17 protein-coding genes and 3 pseudogenes are annotated in these 23284 nt (G+C 55.2%); 9 read left to right on the forward strand and 11 right to left on the reverse strand.

The genetic code is table 11. From position 1 onward, the window contains the following. Positions 1–28: 28 nt before the first annotated feature. Positions 29–571 (reverse strand): fimbrial protein, encoded by a 543-nt coding sequence (locus tag U0004_RS28900; RefSeq protein ID WP_070258212.1) that lies wholly within the window; start codon positions 569–571, stop codon positions 29–31. 825 nt (positions 572–1396) lie between these two features. Here U0004_RS28900 and U0004_RS28905 point away from each other — a divergent pair. After that, on the forward strand, positions 1397–2323 hold the full coding sequence (locus tag U0004_RS28905) for an EAL domain-containing protein (RefSeq protein ID WP_070258210.1): 927 nt from the start codon (positions 1397–1399) through the stop codon (positions 2321–2323). A 613-nt stretch (positions 2324–2936) separates the two neighbouring features. On the opposite strand, the gene U0004_RS28910 is transcribed toward U0004_RS28905, so the two are convergent. Beyond that, complete coding sequence (locus U0004_RS28910) at positions 2937–3494, reverse strand: sigma-70 family RNA polymerase sigma factor (protein ID WP_081345785.1); 558 nt, start codon at positions 3492–3494, stop codon at positions 2937–2939. A gap of 165 nt (positions 3495–3659) precedes the next feature. On the opposite strand from U0004_RS28910, the pseudogene U0004_RS28915 reads away from it, so the two are divergent. From U0004_RS28915 to U0004_RS28925, 3 genes and pseudogenes are all read left to right on the forward strand, one after another. Then, positions 3660–4461 (forward strand): annotated as a pseudogene (locus tag U0004_RS28915) (IS5 family transposase). A 136-nt stretch (positions 4462–4597) separates the two neighbouring features. Beyond that, positions 4598–4816, forward strand: coding sequence for a c-type cytochrome (locus U0004_RS28920; protein WP_070258204.1), 219 nt, complete (start codon positions 4598–4600; stop codon positions 4814–4816). Then, positions 4813–5256 (forward strand): cupredoxin domain-containing protein, encoded by a 444-nt coding sequence (locus tag U0004_RS28925; protein ID WP_167468743.1) that lies wholly within the window; start codon positions 4813–4815, stop codon positions 5254–5256. Before U0004_RS28920 ends, U0004_RS28925 begins: the two co-directional genes overlap by 4 nt. Before the next feature lie 18 nt (positions 5257–5274). Here the strand turns inward: U0004_RS28925 and U0004_RS28930 are convergent, their stop codons facing one another. Both U0004_RS28930 and U0004_RS28935 read right to left on the reverse strand, forming a co-directional pair. Further along, positions 5275–6762: an MFS transporter gene (locus tag U0004_RS28930; RefSeq protein WP_070258202.1), complete on the reverse strand. Its 1488-nt coding sequence runs from the start codon at positions 6760–6762 to the stop codon at positions 5275–5277. Positions 6763–6874: 112 nt separating this feature from the next. After that, positions 6875–7471, reverse strand: coding sequence for a GNAT family N-acetyltransferase (locus U0004_RS28935; RefSeq protein WP_070258200.1), 597 nt, complete (start codon positions 7469–7471; stop codon positions 6875–6877). A 97-nt stretch (positions 7472–7568) separates the two neighbouring features. On the opposite strand from U0004_RS28935, the gene U0004_RS28940 reads away from it, so the two are divergent. Together U0004_RS28940 and U0004_RS28945 are read left to right on the forward strand one after the other, a co-directional pair. Beyond that, positions 7569–8432 carry a LysR family transcriptional regulator gene (locus U0004_RS28940; protein WP_327076265.1) on the forward strand — a complete coding sequence of 288 codons (864 nt, stop codon included), beginning with the start codon at positions 7569–7571 and terminating at the stop codon, positions 8430–8432. Between the two features lie 129 nt (positions 8433–8561). After that, positions 8562–9408: pseudogene (locus U0004_RS28945) on the forward strand (IS5 family transposase); the annotation flags it as partial. Positions 9409–9422: 14 nt separating this feature from the next. Here U0004_RS28945 and U0004_RS28950 read toward each other — a convergent pair. The 7 genes from U0004_RS28950 to U0004_RS28980 all read right to left on the reverse strand — a co-directional run bounded on the left by U0004_RS28950 (position 9423) and on the right by U0004_RS28980 (position 18218). Beyond that, complete coding sequence (locus U0004_RS28950) at positions 9423–10661, reverse strand: MFS transporter (protein WP_081345782.1); 1239 nt, start codon at positions 10659–10661, stop codon at positions 9423–9425. A 112-nt stretch (positions 10662–10773) separates the two neighbouring features. Beyond that, the gene (locus tag U0004_RS28955; protein ID WP_081345781.1) at positions 10774–12021 is read right to left on the reverse strand and encodes an MFS transporter; all 1248 of its coding nucleotides are present in this window, start codon (positions 12019–12021) and stop codon (positions 10774–10776) included. A gap of 13 nt (positions 12022–12034) precedes the next feature. Continuing rightward, complete coding sequence (locus tag U0004_RS28960; protein ID WP_070258192.1) at positions 12035–14404, reverse strand: ATP-binding protein; 2370 nt, start codon at positions 14402–14404, stop codon at positions 12035–12037. Then, positions 14401–15066: a response regulator transcription factor gene (locus tag U0004_RS28965; protein WP_070258190.1), complete on the reverse strand. Its 666-nt coding sequence runs from the start codon at positions 15064–15066 to the stop codon at positions 14401–14403. Before U0004_RS28965 ends, U0004_RS28960 begins: the two co-directional genes overlap by 4 nt. 232 nt (positions 15067–15298) lie before the next feature. Continuing rightward, on the reverse strand, positions 15299–16588 hold the full coding sequence (locus tag U0004_RS28970) for an EAL domain-containing protein (protein ID WP_070258188.1): 1290 nt from the start codon (positions 16586–16588) through the stop codon (positions 15299–15301). Positions 16589–16735: 147 nt separating this feature from the next. Then, positions 16736–17056, reverse strand: coding sequence for a helix-turn-helix transcriptional regulator (locus U0004_RS28975; RefSeq protein ID WP_231958618.1), 321 nt, complete (start codon positions 17054–17056; stop codon positions 16736–16738). Between the two features lie 502 nt (positions 17057–17558). Continuing rightward, positions 17559–18218 carry a hypothetical protein gene (locus U0004_RS28980; protein WP_070258184.1) on the reverse strand — a complete coding sequence of 220 codons (660 nt, stop codon included), beginning with the start codon at positions 18216–18218 and terminating at the stop codon, positions 17559–17561. Positions 18219–18757: 539 nt separating this feature from the next. Between U0004_RS28980 and U0004_RS28985 the strand changes: the two are divergent. The 3 genes and pseudogenes from U0004_RS28985 to U0004_RS28995 all read left to right on the forward strand — a co-directional run. Further along, positions 18758–18901: pseudogene (locus tag U0004_RS28985) on the forward strand (ATPase, T2SS/T4P/T4SS family); the annotation flags it as partial. A gap of 312 nt (positions 18902–19213) precedes the next feature. Continuing rightward, complete coding sequence (locus U0004_RS28990) at positions 19214–20092, forward strand: EAL domain-containing protein (RefSeq protein WP_070258180.1); 879 nt, start codon at positions 19214–19216, stop codon at positions 20090–20092. 367 nt (positions 20093–20459) lie between these two features. Next, positions 20460–23237, forward strand: coding sequence for a TonB-dependent receptor (locus tag U0004_RS28995; RefSeq protein WP_070258178.1), 2778 nt, complete (start codon positions 20460–20462; stop codon positions 23235–23237). The last annotated feature ends 47 nt before the right edge of the window (positions 23238–23284 follow it).

Consider the following 23284-nt stretch of genomic DNA (forward strand, 5'->3'; position numbering starts at 1 on the left):
GCGAGGTCAGGCTAATCTGGCGTGTGGATTACTGATAGCTGATGGAATAGGTAACGGTGCCCAGTACAGTGCCCGCAGTAGCGACACCAGTCGAAACGTATTGCACCGCATACGGCAAGACAGTATTGCCGGTGGCGTTCTTGGTGATGCGGGTGGTGCCGGTAACCTGGCCAATGTCGCCTGCCTTGATCGCGCTACCGTTATTGGCGTCGATCAATTGCAGCTCAACAAACGTGGCGGTGCCGCTATTTTTTACATTACTGGTCAGCGTATCAACGCCGGCGCCGCCTTCAAAAAATGCAGCGGCGGTGGTGGTGGCGCCGGAGCAGGCGCTCAACGTAATGTTGAAGGGGGTCTGCCCGGCAACAGTGCTGGCGGTTTTCAACATGCTGGCCGACAGTTTTGGCAGCGTTACGGTCGCGGCACTTGGAGCAACTTGACCGTTGACGGTAACGGTGCAGGTGGAGTCCAGCAGTTCGCCAGAAAAATTGATCGTGCCATCAGATGCGTAGGCGGATTGGGTTGCTGCAGCGGCCAACAGAACAGCGAGGATACGGGTGTGGAAATGCATTGAATTACTCCTGAGGGTGAAAGGTAATGCGTCCTGGCTCTTGCAGGAACACAGCTTTTGAAACAGAGCCGAACTGTATGTCAAGGAGATTTTTGTCGGTATCGGACTGCTCTTAAAAACGCGCACCGGCCCGGGGGCACCAAGATAGCAGCATGCGAGCGGTGGATAATGTCAGGCCTGTGACCAGGCCCCATGCAGAGTGGAATTGCAGGGGGCCCTGGTGCCGGCAGTCTTTTCTTCCGATCCTTTGATCACACTGCAATTGGGAAGTCAGTTGACCATGTTGTCAGCCCTGGTCTTACGAGTCCGTCAATAACCCGGCAAGCCAGGTCAAGGCAAGGCGCAACGTGGCATCGGAGGTTTTCGTTTGTCGAACTGGGATATTGCGTTGAAATATCGCCTGATGACTGGCATTCTTCAAGCGACGCCGCATCGTCTACCCGCACCGGATGACGTTCCGGATAGCGTTATCTCGCGATGACGAGGGCGGGGGGTGTTGCTGGGCACTCGCGGAAGCAATTTGTGGCGGGGCAATGGATGGATATCGGATCCAGACGAACCATCGATATAGCGCATAGTCGTGCGAGCGGATTCGCTTTGACCCGGAAATGGCGCTCTGCACGAAGATTAGCATGTCGATACGTCGGAGGAAGGCAGCGGCTTGGCATCACTGCTCAATGTAGCGGCGGCGGGCATTCCTTCATTGTCGTTTGTCTGACGCCATTTCCTGCGCTGCGACATGTGCATCGCATTTAGGCGCAATCCGATTTCTCGAAGGTGAGGTGGTCCCTATACTCGGGTCATCTCAACCTTGTGGAGTACTCCATGATAACCTCCGTGAACATTCAGCCATCCATGATGATGGATGCTGGGTTTCCCGTTCTTGGCGGGCTCGGTCTGCCAGCTGACCAACCGCCGGCGCGGCTTAAAGAAGTGGGGACTTCCTCGGGGCTTCGTCCTTTGCTGCCAAGCGACGCCGATGCGATCCATGCCGTGACCTGTGGTCTTGGATTGCGCATGGTGTATCAACCACAGTACGACCTGACGACGAGGCGTATCGTCAGTGCTGAAGCGCTGCTGCGTTGGCATCATCCACAATACGGTGATGTATCCCCGTCGGTCCTGATTCCCATGGTGAATCGGCTTGGCTTGCACATGTTATTGTTTAATTTTATTGTCACGCGGGTGATCGATGTGTTGTACTGCCAGCGTCACTTTCACCCGCAGATGTCGATCGCCGTCAACGCGTCGATAGAAACGCTTTGCACCCCCGAATTGGCGCCACTGCTGGCGAACCGAATGGCGAGAGCCGGCCTGTCACCAAGGCTGTTGAAAATCGAAATGACCGAGGAGCTCCCCGTGCTTGACGAGCTTCATCTTTCTGCCTGCTTGCATGCACTACGGGCGAAGGGATTTCCTTTGTCGCTGGATGATTTTGGCGCTGGCTCGGCAACCTTGAACTTGCTGGCCAAGATGCCATTTGACGAAGTCAAAATCGACGGTGCCTTTATTCGCGCCATGGATTCGAATCCGCAATCTCGGGCCGTTGTTGCGGCCATCATCGACATGGCGCAGCTGTTGAAGCTCAAGCTGATCGCGGAAGGAATCGAGAGCGAGGCCATGATTGCATCGCTGCTGCGCATGGGTTGCGACACCGGGCAGGGCTATGTACTAAGCCGCCCCATGGAGCGCGATCACTTCCTGAGGCAGCAAATCGGGAACGCCGTGGTCTCAAGACTCAATGTTAAGTGACGTGACCAATGGAGAATAGCGAACAGATGGCAACTTACCTTGCCGGAAGCCGCTCATCCAGGCAACCGGATGAGCGGCGATGCGCCAGCGCATGGTGCCGGTGTCACCAAGGTTCGGGATCAACCCTGTCCAGCTGTGCTGTATTGATCAGCGAGTAGATGGCAGTGGCACGTTTGGCTGGATGGTGGGTATCGGTGAAACAGCCAATGCGGTGGCTGACGATGATGCCGTTTCGGGCGTGCCCAGCGGTTGAGTTACCCAGCCTTTGACGTCGTCATCGCGCACGTCTGCCGGCTCGCCTCATGCAGACTGAAGAATTTGTGGCGCGTGCCTGAGCAGGACTTCATGGATCGCACACAGGGCTTGGAGCCTGTTGAAACCGCCATGCGCAATCGCCTGCGGCACGGCAGGCAGGTTGCCCCAATGGTTTTGTGTGTGAATACCTTTGCGGACAGATGCATCGGAAAGTCACACTGGCGCAGGTAGGTTATCGCCGGGCATCCGCCGTACACCTAGGCTTTTCCCGTTCCCGTATACAAGTACTGGCGCCACCGCATCGAGTTCGTCATCGGCAAAGACGGACATCCTGTCGCTGGATTCCTTGCACTCCATTTCATTTCTCATCAATATGTTGTTTTAGGTATATCAACAGCAGCTTGCGTCCCCGCGCCAGGCGCGACATCACCGTGCCGACCGGGATGCCGACGATGTCCGCGATCTCCTCGTAGGACAAAGCGTCGATCTCCTTCAGCACCAGCACCTCCCTGAAAAGCTGCGGCAGTGCTTCCAGTCCATGATTGATGGTCTCCTTTACATTATGCGCCGCCAGTACGTCTTCAGGATTGGCGCCGACATCATTGCGCGGCATGCCGCATCCGTCCCCACCGTGCCCGTGAATTTCCTCGTCAAAGCCGATGTCATCGTGTTGCGGGCGGCTGTCGCGCAGGGACGTGTAGTAGGTGTTGCGCACGATCGTCAGCAGCCAGGCGGGCGCGCCGTCGCCATCACCATGGTAGCCGTCCATGAAGCGGTAGGTGCGCAGGAACGCTGTCTGCATCAGGTCCTGGGCATCCTGGTTATTGCGCGTGAGCCTTCGCGCCAGGTTGTAGGCGGAATCCAGATGAAGCATGGCAATTTTTTCAAACAACCTGGTTTTATCGATGTCGTTCAAATCAACACCCATCCGCCTGTCGACCGTCTCACTTCATAAGACTCGCTTAGCCTGCCATCTATTCCCGCTGCAGGGACTTAGAGCGCCTAACAAAACGTCGTCCAGAGAAACAAACGGCCCCGAAGCTGGTCAAACCCACCTGACATTGTTTTTGGGAGCCGCACCATGGCTAAAGCCCTTCTTCCTGACGACCTGTGGGCGCTGATTCAGCCATTGCTACCAGCATATCGTCCTTCCCCCAAAGGCGGGCGCCCTCGCATTGACGACCGCGCCGCTTTGACCGGCATCCTGTTCGTCCTCAAGACAGGCTTGCCTTGGGAATATCTTCCCCGTGAACTGGGCAGCGGCAGCGGCATGAGTTGCTGGCGGCGCCTGCATGCATGGCAACAGGCAGGTAGCTGGCAACGCATCCATGACGCCATGCTGCAGCACTTGCGGGAATACGACCAGATTCAGTGGGAACGCGCTAGTGTCGACTCGGCCAGCGTGCCATCCCCCCTCGGCGGACAGCATACCGGCCCCAATCCCACCGACCGCGGCAAGCTCGGTTGCAAGCACCATCTGCTCGTCGATCAACGCGGCCTGCCTCTGGTGGCGAGCATATCAGGAGCTCAGGTACATGATTCCCGCATGCTGGTTCCCCTGCTTGAGGCCGCCCCTTCAGTAGCAGGTCTTGCTTGCCGCCCACGCAAGCGTCCTGCCAAACTGCATGCCGACAAGGCCTATGCTTCGCGCGCCCATCGGGCATAGTTGCGCAGTCGTGGCATCGCTCCACGCATAGTCCGCTATGGCATCGAGTCGCGAACGCCTAGGTAAATGGCGCTGGGTGGTCGAACGCACGCTGGGCTGGCTGCACCGCTTTCGCCGATTACGCATCCGCTACGAGCGCCGTGCCGATATCCATCAGGCATTCCTCTCGCTTGCCTGCATACTCATCTGTTGGAGATACATTCGGCGGTTTTGTTAGGCGTTCTTAATTTGCCAAGCCCCAAAAAAAAACCGCATAGACGGGAATATTTTTACCGCCTCCGGCGTTATGGCATTTGCAGGCCCCGATTGCATCGGGTGCATGCCAGATACCTGCAAATTGATGGGACTTCGACATGACATACCCGTACTTCATCCCTGCCCTGGCCGCGGCCATGCTGATGGCTGCCGGCGGCGAGGCTTCCGCCGACGATGCCGTGCGCGGCCAGGGGCTCTACAAAACCATGTGCATGTCCTGCCACTCGATCGACTACAGCGGCGCGGGACCCGCGCACAAGGGCGAGTTTGGCCGGAAAATTGGCAGCGCCGCCGGCTACAGCTATTCGCCGGCGTGAAGGCGTCCCCCATCGGGTGGGGCGAGAAAACGCCGGTACAGTGGCTGACGAACCCGGAAAAGCTGATCAGAAGACAGCTATGTTTCAGGTTGGCCTGTGGTGTCGGCGCGCTGCTGACGTTAGACACCATCAATGCCCGGGGCGTCAAGGCGGTTGCCGCAAAAGAAAGGATCATCGGTATCCAGGCAAAGAAATTCGTCTACACGCCGAACGAAATCATCCTGAAGAAGGATGAACCCGTCGTGCTGGCGTTCACGGCCATCGATTTCATCCATGGATTTTTCATCCCGGACATGAAAATCCGCGCCGACCTGCTGCCGGGCCAGCTCATGCAAGTGCGGCTGACGCCCGGCAAGGTCGGTGAGTACGCCTTTTATGCGACAATTTTTTGCGGCAGCGGCCACGAGGAGATGAACGGGAAGATCATCGTCACGGCGTAGCTGCCCTGCCCGCGCCGCTCAAACCGCGCGGTGCACCCGCAGGTGCAGGTGGCGGATGGTGGCCGCTGCCAGCATCAGGATAGCGGAAGCCGTGGCCAGCACAACAATAAATGCCTTGTCGAAGGCCGAGCGGGCCAGTTCCGACACTTGCAAGCCCAGTTCGGCCGGCAATTGCTCGGCGGCCAGTAGCGCCGCGTCGAGCGTGTCATGGGCATTCGGCAACAGGCCCGCGCTTTCCGGGATCACCAGGGTGGCGCTGTAGACAGCCGACATGATGGTGCCCAGCACCGTCACGCCGATCACGGCACCCAGTTCAAACGACACTTCCTCGATCGAGGCAGCCATACCGGCTTGCTGGGGAGCCACGTTGAGCATCACGGCGCTCGATGCGGCCGTCATGACGGCGCCCAAGCCCAGGCCCACGATCACCAGGCTGGCCACTTGGGCCGAGACGGCGGCGTCGTGCAGCAGCAGATACGATGCCATGCCGATACCGGACAGCAGCAGCGAACCCCACAGGACCTTGGCCTTATCGGCGCGCGGCAGCATGAGACCCGTCAACGGGCCGGCAAACACGGACGCCAGCGGCAGCGGCAATAGCAGCAAGCCCGCTTCCAGCGGCGACAGTTCACGTACCAGCTGCATGTGCTGGCTCAGTGCCAGTTCCATGCCGATCAGGGCGGCGGACGCCACCATGGCGGCGGCCACGGCGCTGGAAAACGGCAGTTCGCGGAACATGGAGAAGTCGATCAGCGGCTGGGCTTGACGCTTCTGGCGGCGCACGAAGGTCAGCACGAAGAAGGCGCCCACGGCGAACGAGGCGGCGGCCAGCGCATACGACGGCTGCGACTTGCCCAGCTCCTTGATCGCATACACGCCACCAAACAGTCCCATCATGATTTGCAAAGAGCCCACCAGGTCCCACGGCTTGTCGCGGTTACCGGCCCGTTTCGGCAGGACGACCGCAGCCAGTACCAGGGCCAGCAGGACGATGGGCACGTTGATCAGGAAGACGGAACCCCACCAGTAGTACTCCATCAGGAAACCACCGAGCACAGGCCCGAATGCGACGCCGCCGGAGGCAATCGCCGCCCACACGCCGATGGCGAACGAGCGCTCGCGGCTGTCCGTAAAGGTCAGGCGGATGATGGACAGGGTGGCCGGCATCATCAGCGCGGCGCCGATGGCCAGCAGCACGCGGGCAAAGATCAGCCATTCCGGCGTGGGCGAAAACGCGGCGCACAGCGAGGCGATACCGAACACGACCAGGCCGGCAAGGAAAACGGGTTTGTGGCTCAAACGGTCACCGAGGGTGCCGAGGCCGGGCAGCAGACCGGAGACGACCAGCGCGTAGACGTTGATGATCCACAGTTTTTGCGAGGAAGTGGCCTGTAAGTCGCGCGTCAGTGCGGGCAAGGCGGTGTAGAGCACGGAAATGTCGACCACGATCAGGAACAGGGCGCTGGAGACGATGGCCAACGTCAGCCATTTTTTTATTGGATGCATAAACAACTCACGTATTAGTTAACAACTAACGGTTTGAATGAATTTGGTGCTGCGCAAATATTGATGTTCCAGGCTGCCACGGGCCTGGCCTTGTGGGGGGGGGGGGCGGTCGTCAGCTTCGGTCGCCATCCTTGTCATCCACTGCGGCGGACATTGCCGTAGTCACTGCCGCTGCATCGAGCTCGCGCAGCATGACGACGGACACTTGCTTGAAGCCGCGGCCCTGGAAGAATGTCTGCGCCGTCAGGTTGTGCGCGCCGCATTCGAGGAACAAGCGGGCGATGCCGTGGCTATGTAGCTCATCGGCAACCCACTCCACCAGCAAACTGCCGATGCCACTGCCGCGCACGGAGGGCAGCAAGACCAGGTCGTCCAGCGCGGCGAACGATGTCGAGGCGCGCTGACGCGTATCGCTGGAAACGAGGGCCATGCCGACGATGGCCTCGCCCGCAGTAGCGACGGCCAGCAGGGTCGAATCGCCATGCGTCCAGTCATGCGACAGGGCGGCGCGGATTTCGCCACGGATCACCTCAGGCAAGTTCGCGCGCCAGTTGCCGGACGCATCGGCGCGCTCGCCTTGCAGCTCCGAATAGGAGATATAGTCGGCGCTGACGTTATCAAGATACAGCTTGCACAAGGTATCTTCGGCGGTGGCATCGTGACACCAGTTGAAGCTAATGACGGGTGAATTGGCTTGGGCGTTTTTCACGTCGGATCTTGTATTGTTAAAAATATAAAACCATTTTATGTCGCCCCTGGATGGCATTCAAGTTAAAATCCATCTGTAAAACAGATAGATTGATGCCATGCAATGGACTTTGGAACAAATGCGCTACTTTGAAGCGGCCGTCGCGCCCGGTTCTTTCTCGGGCGCGGCGCGCCGGCTGGGCCGTGCCCAATCGGTGGTCAGTACCTCGATCGGCATGCTGGAAGCGGAATTCGGCGTGGAACTGTTCGACCGTTCGCGCCGCAGCGCCGTGCTGACGGAAGCGGGCAAGGTGATGCACCTGGAAGCGTGCGAACTGCTGCGCCAGGCCGAGCGATTGCAGCTGCGCGCCCAGCTGTTGAGCGAAGCGCCCGAAGTGCAGCTGACCCTGGCCCTGGACGAAGCCCTGCCCTATCTGGCCATCAGCACGCTGGTGAATGAGCTGGCGGCGCGCTACCCGGCGCTGGAACTGGTGATGCTCAACGCCACGGCGTCAGAAGTGGCGCAATACGTGGAGCAGCAGCAAGCCGACGTGGCCTTCCACTTCGACCGCGGCCCGATATCTCCCGTACTGGAGCAGCAGCACATCGGCAGCGTGGCGCAAGGCGTATTCGTGGGAAAAGGCTACCCGATGGCGCACGGCCAGGAAGTCACCCGCAACGAACTGACCCGCTATCGCCAACTGATCATGGATTCCGAGCTGAACCGCGAACACGCCTTCAACCCCGCCGTCTGGTTTTCCGACAGTTTCTACAGCATCGCGGAAATGGTCGCCGATGAGCTGGGCTGGGCGATTTTGCCCCTGAACATCGCCAATTACGATAACTACAAAGGGTATTTGCAGGAAGTGCCCTGCCCTGGCGCTGTCTCGCTTGCCAGTGCGGCGCTTGTCGATCCATGGCAAGAAGTTGAGCGAGACGAGTTTGTGGCTGACGACCAGGCTGGCGGAATTGTTGTTGGATGAGCCGCGGGGGTAAACATATTGCGGTGCAGAAAATTTTACCTAGGAAGCACTAATTTATGCGTTTGGCACCGTTTTCTGCGGCGGTCCGACCTGAGACAATATTAGTACCGCCACCGCCCGCCATCGGCCATGCAAAAGAGCTTCCCCGACCTCGAAGACGCCGCCAAGAAAGAACTGACGCGGCGCGACCGCTTCCAGGCCGAAATCGACAGCATGACGGCGCAAGGGCAAGCTGCACAAGCTGATCGATCCGTTCTATCCGAAAGTCGACGGTGCCCGCTGGCCGGGCTGGCGCGCATGCTGCGCATGTACGTTGCCCAGCAGTGCTTTGGTCTGTCGGTCGATGGCATTGAGGAGGCGGTCTACGACAGCCAGCCATCCGCGCTTTCGTTGGTATTGACCTGGGTCGCGAGTCGGCACCGGACGCGACGACCTTGCTGGCATTGCGCGACCTGGTGGCAACAAACGCGCTGGCGCACCAGATCGTCGACACCATCAACGGACACTTGTCTGAGAAAGGATTGATGATGCGTGAAGGCATCATCGCGGACGCCAGGTTGATCGCTACGCCACCGTCGATCAAAAACAAGGATGGCGAGCGAGATGCAGAGTGCACAAGTCGACGAAGAGCAACGACTGGCACTTTGACATGAATGCCCCTATCGGAGTGGATGCCGCGTCAGGCCTGGTGCACACGGTCGTTGGCACGGCCGGCAATGTCGCCGACATGACCCAGGCGCACCCGCTGCTGCACGACGATGAAGTCGCCGCGTTTGGCAATGCCGGCTATCAGGGTGTAGAAAAGCGGCCAGAAAACATTGGCAAACCGGTCACGTAGGATGTGGCCATGAAGCAATCCAAACGCAAGGCGTTGCCAAAATGAAAGCGGGGTCGCCTGACGGAAAAGCTGGAACACCTGAAGGCCAGCGTGCGGGCGAAAGTCGACCATCCGTTCCATGTGGTCACGAATCTGTTTTGTATCTCAGTACCTCAAACTGAGACATCGCCACTGCCGTGCGATGCTGCTGATTGTCGTACAAACCAGACCAGTAAGTTCGCGAGCAACAGGCAGCCACAAATTTGGATCAGTGCGGCCCCTTGCCAGCCATACCGACTCTGGAGATATGGAAACAGAATATGAGCGAAAGGTGCAGTAAACGATAGAGCCGTCGAATATAACGCGATAGCTCGCATGTTCTGCTCCGGCACGATCGACTTCAGGATCAGCGCAAATATACTGATAAGCAGTAGTGCATTTAATGCAAAGCTGGCCAAAAACATCAGCAGCATCAGTATAGGCAGCGGCATTTGCCATCCCATATACAACAGTCCAGCGATTACGCCCGTCAAAGGCAGTGCCATCAATAGTACATTGAAAAATCCAAGTCGGTCACCTAACCATCCGCCCAGTGGCGACAGCAATGAGGAAAGTACGAATAAACTCATCACAGACGTTGCTGTTGATATCGGAAAACTCAAGATTTCGCGCAGGTAAGTGCCAAAGGACCCCTGAAATGCATACGCGCCCAATGACAGAAAAATAGTAGCCACGAGCAGTAGCATGGGCCGCAAGGACCAACATGACGACGCTGCATCGTCGAATAGTGGAGGAAATGTATCGTCCCCCGCGGCAATACTTGTTCGCTTAAACATATGTAGGATTGACAGGAATGAAAATAGCAAGATGGGGATACCCACTGTGCTAACGAAGAACAACCTTGCGTACCATCCCTTGGCATCATATAGCGCTAAGGCGAATTCGTTGCCAAGAATGCCTCCGACGGCAATCGCAAAACCCAGCGTTCCTAGAACGACGCCGTAGTGGCGTGGAAAACGCAGGCTAGCGAGGCTGACCCAGGCACAAAAATGCATATTCCAGCCAATACCGCTTAAGAGTCGCAAACAGATCAACGCTAATGGCGTTTCGACGAAGGCCATAAGCAGGGTAGCGGCGCCCAGCACGCATAATCCCACCAGTAATATCTTTGTGCGAGACAGAGCTAAGGGAAACACTGCCAAGATCACTCCGGCTATCCCCATTCCTAGAAAGAGTGCAAAAGGAAATTGAGGAAGACCCTCGATGCTGTCAGCAAGTCCAAACGGTAACGCTTGCGACGCCAGTTGTGGCATCTTCCAGTCGATCGATTGCACCAACCCCACCATGATGTTCGACAGCAAGATCGTCGAAAACATGCCCACCGCGGCAAATCTATGTTTGATACGTGACATGGTAATCCTAAAAATCGATCCTCCGCATACAGGTCAGCCAGAAATGCAAGCGGAATAAACGCTATGAACGTTTGATGGCGAAGCGGGCCAGCAATTAATAATTTAACACTGCCTAGCTAGTAGGGCGTAGTTTTCTTTGCGCCAACCATACAAAACAAGTGGCCAACAACAAACCTCCGGAAAATTGTAGCAAGATTGCCGATCTCATGCCGACTTGCTCCTGCACAAGTAAGAACAGGGGATGAGCTAGCTGCTCGAACACCGCGACGACAGCAGAAAACAGACCTATCATCCGCATACTCTGCACCGAGGTCACGGACTTTGCTGCTGCTGCGAGGAGATTCACATAGAAAACACCCTGAATACCAAATCCGGCTAGGAGCGTGGGGAGTAATAGCAGGGGAAGTGAGGTCGAATCGCTGGTAAATAACAGGATGCCGACAAGTCCTGTCATGGGGGCGGCAACCAATAGTGTTTTAAAGAAACCAAATTTTCCGCCGAGCCAGCCACCGACCGGCGATAGCAGGGCGCCACCTCCCACCGCTACAGTGACCAGTAACAAAATTGCTTTGAAAGGAAGGCCTTGCATTTCCCGTAAATAGCGTGTGTATCCTATGATGAGACAGTAGCTTGCCGAAGCCATGCACGCGGCAGCCATTGCAAGCAACAGCGGGCCACTTGACCAGGGCGACGTTGCTGGATCGACTACTTCAGGGGACGCAAGGAGGTGCATCCGTGTTTTATTCGCGTGCTTAAATAGAAACAAAATACTGACAAAAAGAGATGCTAGCAATGGCAAGCCACCCAGCACCAGCACCGATAAAAGTTGTTGCCAACCTTGCGAATCATAGATAACCGATGCCAACTTGGTGCCGACGATCAAACCGACGCATGAAATAAAGTTCTGGCACGCTATCAGCATTGCGGGTTGGCGCGGGAAATATCCAACTCCTATGCTAATCCAGGCACAAAAATACATGCAAGATCCAACGCCCGCCAACAAGCGGCACGCAAGCAATTGCAGCGCCGTATTTGTGAAAATTGTTAACAATGTAGCCAGCGCTAGCAACGTCAGTCCAGCTAACAGCATCTTTTTTCGTGATAGTGAAGCGGGAAGGGCCAACAGAATCAGTCCCATGAGACCCGCACCAATACCCAACATGAGATGGGTAATAGGCAAGCTACCCATGCGGTCTGCCAGCTCAAACGGCAAGGTATGTGAGTCCAATGGCAGCATTTTTGCATCGATCAGGTTCAACAGCCCCAACAAGGCATTTGCAAGCAACATGGATGTTGCCATTCCAAAAGCGACGTTTCTATTCTTGTTCATTATTCGCGACATGCTGCCCTTAATATTCATTCAATTATTTTTATCAAAATTCTTTGTGTTCACGCCAGACGTTAACCGTGTTCTGCACTGCATTTTGAATCTGGGCGTCACTGTTCGGCGTGCCGTTACGTAGCAAACTTTCCAGTCCCCCTGCCTGTAGTGCAAGATGAGACCATTGCATTGCCAGTGCTGCACCATGCAAGCGGTGCGCTGCGCGTAACGCAGCTTTATCGTCGCTTAGGATCATGGCCTGTAGCAAGTCGACAATATCTCCTCCGATCTCATTGTGCACCTGCGGCGTTCCAAACATTACCGTGGTCTCAACCGGTAGCAGATTCGGCGCTATTACAATTTCGCACCAGAGTTCGATAATGTTCCGCAATTTGGCTAGGCGGATGGGCTTACTCAATATGCCATCCATGCCCGCTTCAAAACACCGCTCTGCATGCTCTTGGCCGGTCGACGCTGAGATGGCAATGATGGGACAGCGCGCTTGTTCCAACCCGGCTTCCTGTCTGCGCCATTCGGCCGCAAGGCTGTAGCCGTCTACATCCGGCAAGTCGCAATCCATGAGTACAAGGTCATACTCCCGTTGGCTAAAATAATCCAATGCTGTGGCGCCATCCCCCGCCATCACAGTATCGCAGTACAGACTGGAGAGCTGTGCCCGTAATACCGCCTGATTGGCCAATAAATCTTCTACCACGAGGACACTCAGGCGTCTTGTAGGCTCGGGGGACACAATGTTGTTCGCGCAGGGTTGCTCGATGGAGATGGCATGGTCTTGTGCAATGTCCGCAGGCAGCATTAGCGTCACGCGTGTTCCCTGCCCCAGGGTGCTTACAAGGGACAGCGTGCCATGCATTAAATCTGCTAGTTCACGGCATATGACCAGTCCCAGCCCCGTGCCGCCAGATCGCTTGTAGGTGCCCGCCACTTGAGCGAAGGGCTGGAATAGCGCCTTTTGCGCCTGTGGAGCGATGCCAATACCAGTATCACAAACGGCAATCTCCAGTTGTGCAGTGCTCGCTTCTGACGCATGCAGAGTGATTTGTATCGTTACGCCTCCGCTGTCTGTAAACTTGATGGCATTCGATACCAAATTGTGCAGTACCTGGAGCAGCCTGGATTCGTCGAGCATCAGAGCTGGCGGTGTCTGTGGTACAACTACCTCCAGGGTGATACCCTTTTCCCGTGCCCGCAACTGCTGTAGGGCGACTACATCATTAGCAAGTGTGACGACATCGATTGCGTCCAAAGACAGCGTCAGTTGACCGGCTTCTAGCTTCGAGATATCGAGTACGTTATCGAGCAGTTGCAGCAACGTGGTGGCCCCACCGTTTGCCAGATCAACAAAATACCGCTGCTGTACGTCCAGTGACGTGAAGCGTAATAGTTCGACTGCGGCGAGTACCGCATTCATCGGCGAACGGATTTCATGGCTCATGACAGCAAGGAACATGGCTGCCTTACGTTCGCTGCGCACGGCACGTTGATGTTCGCGATAGATTTGAAATGCCAAACCTACGATCATGAAGAGTAAAGCCGCTCCCAAAGTCGCTTCTTCGCTATAGCGTTGCGCGACTAACTGGAAGGGCGACAGCTTTTGCTCTGGTAAGCCAAGCCAGTCCTGCCGTACCAGTCGCACCTTTGTGGGAGCAACACTTGCCAAGATCTTATTTACTATCGATGCAAGCTGCGTATCACTTTCCCGCATTGCTATGCGTACATCGGAAGTCATGGCCACTGGTAACGTGACGAAATGCAGCGCGCTATCGTGTTGGTGTCGTAGATCAGGTAGCAACTGTGCTTCGCTACCAATGGCGACATCAGCGTCACCCTTAGATAGCAGAACCAGTGCCTGCTCCATATTGCGGCTGATGACAATACGTACGTTTTTGAAGCGTTTCTGCAGGACGGGGCGATATAGCTCATCTTCCGCTGCAGGCAGCACAATGGTCTTTGCATCCAGGCTCATGCCATCAACACCGGCGAGCTCCCTGGCAGTGGTGGCAACAATGGTCTGGACAGAAAAGTATGGTGTGCTATAGCGAATTCCCGCCCGCGGCGCCGGCATTCCAATGCTGCGTACCAGAGGAACGAGATCAACATCCTTGTCTTGCAACTGAGAAAGGCCGTTATCCGTACTGTTTAACGTGATCACCTCGAATTTCAGACCACTTTGGTGCCTCAATAGTTTTATATACTCAGGTCCAATACCCATCCAGGCGCCGCCGCGCCGCTTAAAACTAAATGGCTCCTGATTTGGCATCAGCCCCAATTTTAATAGTGGATGCGCGCGCGTCCAGGCTAGTTCATCCTTGCTGAATAAATTAACATCGATCTGACCTTGCGCAGCGCAACAGTATACAGCCAGCAGAACGGCCCCTAGGCTAAAAAGCCAGACTTTCATGACTCGCCTATGGTATGCCTAATCTTGAACAGCTCGTTGTTGGAGGTCACGCCCAGTTTGCGAAAGGCGCTAGCCTTCTGTGAGCTGATCGTCTTGATACTACGCTTGAATTTCTCCGCAATTTCCGTTACGGTCATGCCATGCAAATAGCAACGGATGACTTCGCGCTCGCGTGCCGATAACGCTGCACCGAGAAGCGTCTCGGCATCGCTCGTGTCTGTGTCAGCATGGTGGGTGATTGTGGCTTCCGCGACTCGGTACGACATGTCGGCACTGAGATACACGGCACCAGACGCGACTGTTCGCAATGCCTTGATCAACTCCACCATTTCATCGCCCTTTCCGACGAAGCCGCGTGCACCAACGCGTAATGCCAGTGCGACCGTCGCTGGCTCATGGTGCGTGGACAGGATTAAAATTGGGCAGTCGGGAAATTTTACCCGCAGCGCACGGATGAGTGACACACCGTCGAGTTCATTGGGACTCAATGCATAATCGAGCAACAGAATGTCAGCCGGAGTTACCTGCAAACCCGCGATTAGTTCGCGACTGGTGCTGTAGGCACCCACCACCTCAATATCGTGCTCTGTTGAAAAACGGTTGACAAGACCGTGGCGTACTACCGCATGGTCATCAAGCAAGGCGATACGTAAGCGTTTCATAGGTATTTGTAGCAGCGATATGCTAGGTATAGGTAGGGGAAATGGCGACTACTCAAATTATTCCTATTTGTACCACCGTAGGCTGTACAGATGTGACTAATTAACAAAAAATGCCCCAACAAAACAATAAAATTATGTGTGTTGCTTTTCTATGCATCCATTTTCCTTGCCGGATTTACATTTTTTATGGTTGCCAAAATAATCGCTTTCAATGCCGAAGTCGGTTTGTTCATTACTCCGCAACCGGCTCGTTGCGTTGCACGTGTGCGAAAAAATCCCGAATCTCCATCGGTCGTGCTAGCGCATAACCTTGCCCGATGTCGCATCTCAGATCGAGCAAAGGAGCAATACTAGACTCTTCTTCAATCCCTTCGACTATCAATGTCAGGTTCATCAATCGTGCAAGGGACACTGTCGCGGCAAGAACAATTCGCGCAGCTGGGTTCGTCTCGATATCGCGTACGAGCGAACCGTCAATTTTGATCTCGTCGAATGGTATTTTCGTCAGTAGATTCAGTGAGGCACTACCTTGTCCAAAGTCATCAAGGGAAACCAAGAACCCTTTGCTGCGCAGCGATTGGACGGACGCAGCTAAGTCGAGTTCGTTGGCTGATGCCAGGTCGCCAGTCAGCTCAATTTTCAGCAACGCTGGCGGTAGCCCCGCCCGCTGCATTTTTTCCGCTAATCGCTCCGGAAGGCCCGGCGTAGACACAGTTTCGGCTGATGCATTCAGGGCAATCGACAGGGCGGCCTGGTGTGATTTCAGAGAAAGCAGCACATCGATGACACGCGCTTCGATAAAACTAAAAAGTAACAAATGCAAGCCAAGCCGGTTTACCATCGGAATGAGAACGGATGGCGGCACCTCGCCATATGTCGGATGATGCCATCGCAAAAGTGCCTCTGCACCAACGACACATCGTGTTTGCAGATCATATTGTGGTTGCAGCATGACACGAAGATTTCTTCCTGTCGTTAGCGCTTCAATTACATCGGACTCAGAGGGCGCTTCTGGCGTGATGTTGGAAGGCCTATTTTTATTGACTGACCTGGCAAGTAGTAGCTTTTCTACGGCCTCGGTAAATGCAACCTTGCCTTCGCCGAAAACCATTTCTACACTGACCCCCGCTTGATGCGCTAAACGGACAAGCGACATGAGCGCGGCAGCATCGACCAGGCCGATCCGAGGTCCTTCTGTTTTGCTGAAGGTCTTACTTTTGACTCTTGGCTTGCTATCAACCAAATCCGACAGCCCGACCCACAGGATAGGTGGAATACGTTCGAGGCGTTTCGTCAAGCCCATGGAACGGAGCAAGCTTGGTACCATTAATCCACCATGATCAACATCGGCAACGATCAGATCGACGCTGCCTTCCTGCAGTCGGGCCGCTGCCATGGCCAACGAAGGCACATTGTCACGTTTCGTCAGATTAGCGGCATCCAGTGCAGCTCCCAGCCGGCGCGCATTGTCCGGATTGGATGTCAACGTCATCACGCGCAGGGCGTGGAATTGGCTAGCCATGGATGGCCTAATGAGTTTCACTACGCTGTTTCCTTAGATTGAAAATATGGCGATATCAAATTGCCTCACGCATTGAGACAAGGTCAAATACATGGCTCATCGATAGCGGCATGTCCGGCATCGATCAAAGAATTGCTTATGACATGACTAGTCCGGGATGCCAAAACGCCGTCGATGGTCGCCCATGCACGCTCGCAGTTCGTAAATATTCAGTCCGCTCACTTCATGCATGCGTATCAAGGTGCTCGCGCTCACATTGCGCCCACCATGCCTGATTTTGGAAAGGATTGGAGGGGAAACGTCCAAGGCCCGGGCCAGCGCGGCATCATTTTTAAGCCCCAGAATGTCGATCAGCCCGTCAAGTAGGTCCGCGTTTCTGAGTGTGGCCCCTATACCGCCATCTCGCACGGTCCGGCGATTGCGCAGCCCTATTACTTTTTTTGGCATTGATTGTGTTTGCTGTGTCATTGCTGCATCTTTCGAAGAATAGTTGCGCCATGGAACGCGCACTGTAAGTGGTATTGGTTGCCTTCTTTGGCTAACACTACATGGTGAAATGCGTTGATAAAAATTCTTGATCTATCAAGCTCAGCTTGTACACTTCGGCCGCACATAGGTATCCAGCGGCTCAAGAACGGACGAACTGAGGCAACAATGTCCTCCCGTGAACGACACAGTTGAGAAAGGGAAGTGTAGTCAGACTGTGTTCTGACTGAAATCAGACCACTCCTAAAATTGGCAGTGACGGTGTAAATAGGCAGCGCCAATATGCGATCAGCATATTTGGACGAGGCTTGCTGTTCCGCTGTCCAACGCCTTCACTCAAACGGCTGGAGCAATGCGATTGCTCAAGGGGCTCACGTCATTCTTGCTCCACGCTATGTGGAAGTACACAGTCCGCGCGCTCGATGCCGGCATTGGCTTGCTGATACAGGGAATGCCAGCGCTACTTCCGATCTGTGGTCATGCTCTAGCGTATCGCAGCAATTTTCGATAGCACCAGGTAAGCTGCTTGTGTCTGGGACGCTTCCAGCAGCAGGGTCAGCTCGCTGAAGGTACAGATGATGTTGGTCAGATTGATACGCTCCCAGGCCAAACGCCGCAATATGGCGTGATAAATGCCTGGGGTGTAGCAAGTGTCTTGTGCAAGGTGCAGCGTGACCGCTGAGACGCGATGTATGCGTGCCACTTCCTGCTCGTCGATGAACATCTCATCCACTGTGGACTGCAGAGTCCTGCTGCAGATCACCATCACTTCGTTCACCCCGTGCGTGATCGTGATGAAAGTTCCACGCTCCGGCTGAGGTAATTCCAGCAATCGACGCTGGCAAGCATAAGTCTGGTCGGAGTAGCGGTAGGTAAACACAACTAAATCGCTACGCATGCTGAGTGCGCTAGTGCGCTGCTCAAGAACGGTTTCCTCCGAATGCTGCTGGGGAATCCGCTCGGCGACTCGGCATAACGCGGTGACAACGGCACCTTTACTGACCGGCTTCCATAGCGCTTTTTCTAACTGCGGCTGAAGTTGACGCGCCAGCTCGGAAAGATTGAGCAATCCGCGAGCCAGTCCCTCGCTCAGGAAAGCCGATTCCATCACCATTTGTTCAACTTTGGTCGTTATAGAAAGCATAGTGCAAATGGTCCTCCCCTCGGTAGGGTTATCAACTTTGGCCTATCTTAAAAAAAGATCGAATTTCACCATCGGCGACGCCGTTGGAGGCGGCCGAGAGACTGTAGAAAGTGACCTTGGCAGAGTGGCGCGCGAATCGACGTGCGCTATGTGGTTGGACATGGCGCCAGTAGTGTTTGAGATAAAACACTACTGAAAAACACGCCAGTAAAAAGAATGAATACCATGAAATACTCCCGATTTTTTCCTGATGCGCGGAGAAGAATGCGGTCTTTGCCGCCTGCGCTCTTTTTGCTGATCTAGGCTTGAAAAAACACCAATCAAGTGCCCAGTGTAGAACGCAATATTGGGAAAGTGCAACAGCGTTTTATATGAAAACGTCCGAAACACAACACTTGTTTATTGCAGGGAACTTTATTGATCTTAGGTGCGAGGATAGGGAAATGCTCTGCAAAAAAACGAATGGTTCATTCAAAACATTTTTTACATTTCCGACGCATTCTTACATTTTTTTGACTTGCCCCTTGGCACGGGAGTAGCGGCTGCCGCGCGTGCTGCAGATCCCCGTCAACGAAAAACAGGGGCTGAGGTTCGCGCGCGGCCTGCGCTCCATCCTGCGCCACGACCGCGACAAGATCGTGATCGGTAAAATCTGCGAAGACGAAACGGCGCAGATCACCGTGCTTTGGTTGACATGAAACGGATGCTCGACTTTCGCCCGCACACTAGCCTTCAACTGCTCCAGTTTCTCGACCAGATGCCCCAGTTTATTCTTGGGCAACGCCGTGTTGTCATCCTGGTGGCACATCAGCGTTACTGCGAAGCCAACATGTTTCCGGCGACGGCACATGACTGGGTTCGGACCCAAACCGATCGCCTTAGCGACGAAAACAAAAGCACCGGTGGCCGAAAAGGACTTTGATTTTAGGCCCATTCCGATTCCCCCACATCACAGCCGTCCGCATACTGCAACCAGATAACCTTGGGGAAATACCATGTTGAGCACCGCACCATCAAAAACATTCTTCACGGCGAACGGCCTCAGTGACGCCCCCAGCAGTGCGATGCCAGACAGTCAGCCAGCGCGCCCTGAACAGGGGTTTACTTCCACTAAAAGCCTTTCCGCGCTGCCAACCGACGCTGATGTCATCCACGCAATTACATCGGGCGCTGGTCTGCGCCTGATGTATCAGCCACAATACGACTTGCATAGCATGCGCATGACCGGCGCCGAGGCACAACTATGCTGGCGACATTCAGTCAATGGCGATGTGCCTTTGTCAGTGCTGGCGCCGATGGCGCATCGGCTAGGCCTGCATATGCTGCTATTCAACTTTATCGTCACGCAAGCCATTGATGTCCTGTCGCACCTGCGTCGCCTCAACGAGAATGTATCGCTACGTGTGCATGTGCCGGCCTGCACAATCTGCGAGCCCGGCATCGCGATATTCCTGTCGAACAGAATGTCGCGGGCGGGTCTGCCGCCACGGATGCTGACAATCGACGTGCGCGAGGATTTGGTGGCATTCGATGCACCTCGTCTGCTGGCCTGCCTCGGTACGCTGCGAACGAAAGGCATTCCATTGTCGCTGAATGTATCCGTTGTCAGTCCGGCAGTCCTGAACGTGCTATCCACAATGCTGTTCGATGAAGTCAGAATCGACGCTGGACTTATACATGCTGAGGAACATGCCAGCGTCCGTGCCATGGCCTCGCGGTTCAAATTGAAACTGCATACGCAAGGCATCGATAATGACGCCATGATGGCACCATTGCGCCGCATGGGCTGCGGCACAGGTCAGGGCCAGGCATTGAGTTGCCCCTTGGAGCGCGAGGACTTTCTTAACGGCAAAATGAGCAAGTTTGCTCTTTAGTCCGCTCCCCTGCCTGACTGCTTCCCCATTTCAGGCCGAGCCAGGATTGCTCCGCAGGACCGCCTCCGTTTCAGGCGACAGTCGCCGACCTTCTACCTGTGCAGCTTACTACCGCATTTTCTGGCCAGGTAGGACGTTGTTGTTTTTAAAATTTAACACCTCCCTTTAGGATCAGTCCTATTTTTAGGGCATTGCACATCTTATACCTTTGAATTCGTCATTGGGAAAATCGCAATATTCCCAATGACGCCAGTCGCTTACTTACCAGATGCCACCGCTGTTATTACGGGGATGCCGTCTGACTAAGCGACTGGTTTTGTTATGGATTAAAACAACAATGATTTCTACATAACCAAGGGGCAATGCAATGCGACTAAACGAAAAAAAAATCGTCATACTGGTGCGCCTGGCGCTAGCGACAGCGGCCGGCTTCAGCATGACCGGACAAGCACATGCACAGCAGACAAATCCAGGCAATTCAGCTATTAGCACGGATAAACAAGAGGAGACAGCGGAAACGGCTTCCGTAAAAAAGGTTTATGTCACCGGCTCGAACGTGCGGCGCATTGAACTCGAATCGGCCTCGCCGGTGCAAATCATCACGCGTGAAGAAATGACACGCGGCGGTGCCACCTCCCTCAATGAAGTACTGCGCGGCATTTCCGCCAACGTGGGCGGCGTCAATGAAAACAATACCAACGGCTTCACGGCAGGTGCCGCCGGCCTGAACTTGCGCGGCATAGGCAGTCAGGCTACGCTCATGCTGATCAATGGCCGTCGTCTTGCTGCGTATGCGCAACCAGAATTTCAGACCACCTTCGTCGACCTGAACTCCATCCCCGTCGGCGCGGTGGAACGTATTGAAATCCTGAAGGACGGCGCCTCGGCAATCTACGGCTCCGAAGCGATGGCCGGTGTGATCAACATTATCTTGCGCAGCAGCTTTGAAGGTCTGGAGCTCAGTGGCTCGCTGGGCCAGTCCAGCCGCGGCGATGGCGAAACGCAGCGCGCCAGCATTAGCGTCGGCAAAGGCAGCCTGGTTAAGGATCACTTCAACGCCTATGCCACGCTGGACGTGCGTTCGCGCAAGGAAGCTTTTTTGCACAAGCGCGACGCTTATATGGGCACGGAAGATCTGCGCACATGGGGCTACAAGGATAATCGCACGCTATACACCTACCCTGGCAATATTTTCTGGAATGACAAGGCCACAGGCCGCCTGGTGTCGCGCACCCTGGACAGCACATGCCCCGCAGACCGCCTAGTTTCGGCCTCGGCTATATTGGACAAGACCGCGATGGGTCAGGCCTGCGTCTTTGACAATCTTCAGGACAGCACTATCAATGCGGGCGGCAAGACTGATCGTATCGGGCTTACCAGCAAGATTACCTGGCAGCTCAATGCCAGCACCACGGTATTTGGCGAACTCATGCTTAACCGCAATACCGCCACGGTGACTGGTCTGCCCCATTGGCTGGCCGGTCAAAATGATCAGATCACCGGAGCCTTGCCCATTAGCCACCCGCAGTATCCGAAAGATTTGATTGGTACTGATGGAAAAACCTTGGCTGGCGGAAATGGTACGGTACGCGTGCGCGCCTCGCTGCGCGACTTTCCAGGGCAAGGCATGAAGAATACGACCGATTTTAGCCGATACCTGGCTGGCATCAAGGGCGATTACAAAAATTGGGACTGGGAAACCGCGCTGCTTGTCACCGGCAGCAAGGTGCAATCCCACAACAGTAGCGCCATCCTGAAAACACCATTTATTAACGCCTACAACAATGGCAGCTTTATTTTGGGCGGTGGCAAGGCCAACGAAGCGCTGTATAACAGTATCACTGCCAGCGCCGACGGTGCATTCAAATCCAGCCTGGCGCAAATTGATGCCAAGGTCTCCGGCGAATTGTTTAGCCTGCCCGCCGGTGCCGTGGGCATGGCCCTGGGTGCCGAGTATCGGCGTGAATCCCTGACGACTTCGCCTGACCCACGCTCTATTGCCGGCGCACTCTACCATCAAGCGCAATCGCCGCCAGGGATCTCGAACAGCCGCAATATCGCTTCAATATATGGCGAGTTTACCATCCCCCTCATGAAGAACGTGGAGGCGAACCTCGCGGCGCGGCATGACCGTTATTCGGACTACGGCAGTTCGACAACGCCGAAGCTGGGCTTGAAATGGTCCGTGACTCCCGCCTTCTTATTGCGTGCTACCTATTCGGAGGGTTTTCGTGCACCAACATTGGTGGAAAACTCCACCGACATACGCAATGCCTACGTGCAGTTCAGGGACCCCGCCCGCTGCAATGCCAGCTATACCTTGGGCTGCAGCAGCCAAAGCGTATATCAAAGCGGCGCCAACAAGGATCTCAAGCCGGAGACCGCCAAGAACATGACCCTGGGGTTGGCGTGGGAACCCAGTACTTCCTTCCTGACCACGCTTGATGTATGGCAAATTCAACGCGATAGTGAAATTTCCACCTTGAGTCTGTCGAAGGTTCTCGAGAACCCATCGCGTTACGCCAACAACCCTGCCGTCAATATCACGCGCGCGGCGCTCACGCCAGCGGACCAGGTGGCCGGCGCAACTGCGGGCGAAGTGACTTCCATCATGATGCTGCTGACAAACGTGGCAGTGACAAAAGTGCGCGGTCTGGATTTGAAAATGGTCGGCCGCGTTAATCTCGGCGAGTATGGTACTTTGCATCCGCAGTTGAACCTCAGCCATACACAGTCTTACCAGTTTGCCCCGACGGCGGAGGAAAAGCTGATTCAGTTTGCCGGTACGCGCGGCCTGCCCACAGTTCAAGGCAATCTCGGCATCGCGTGGAGAAAAGCCGCCTACCATTTGTCGGCCGATGTCGAGTATGTCGGCAAGATGTCTTCTTTCGGAGACCGAACCGAACCGTGTGCACTGGCGACAGAAGGCTATCCCGCTCTATGCAAGGGTATTTCTTCCTTTACCGTGTTCAACCTGGGCGGCGGCTATTCCGGCTTCAAGAACACCAAGCTGAGCTTTGCAATTCGGAACGCATTTGACCGCAAACCACCATTCCATCCGAATTTTGGCAATAACTTCCTTGCCGGCCTGCATAGCTCGATGGGGCGCTACTTCCAGTTGACTGCCGACTACAGCTTCAAATAACGCTGCTCAGGCAGGACCGCCGGAACGTTCAGCGCGGCTTGCACCCT

The organism is Janthinobacterium lividum, assembly GCF_034424625.1.
GTDB classification, from domain to species: domain Bacteria; phylum Pseudomonadota; class Gammaproteobacteria; order Burkholderiales; family Burkholderiaceae_D; genus Janthinobacterium; species Janthinobacterium lividum.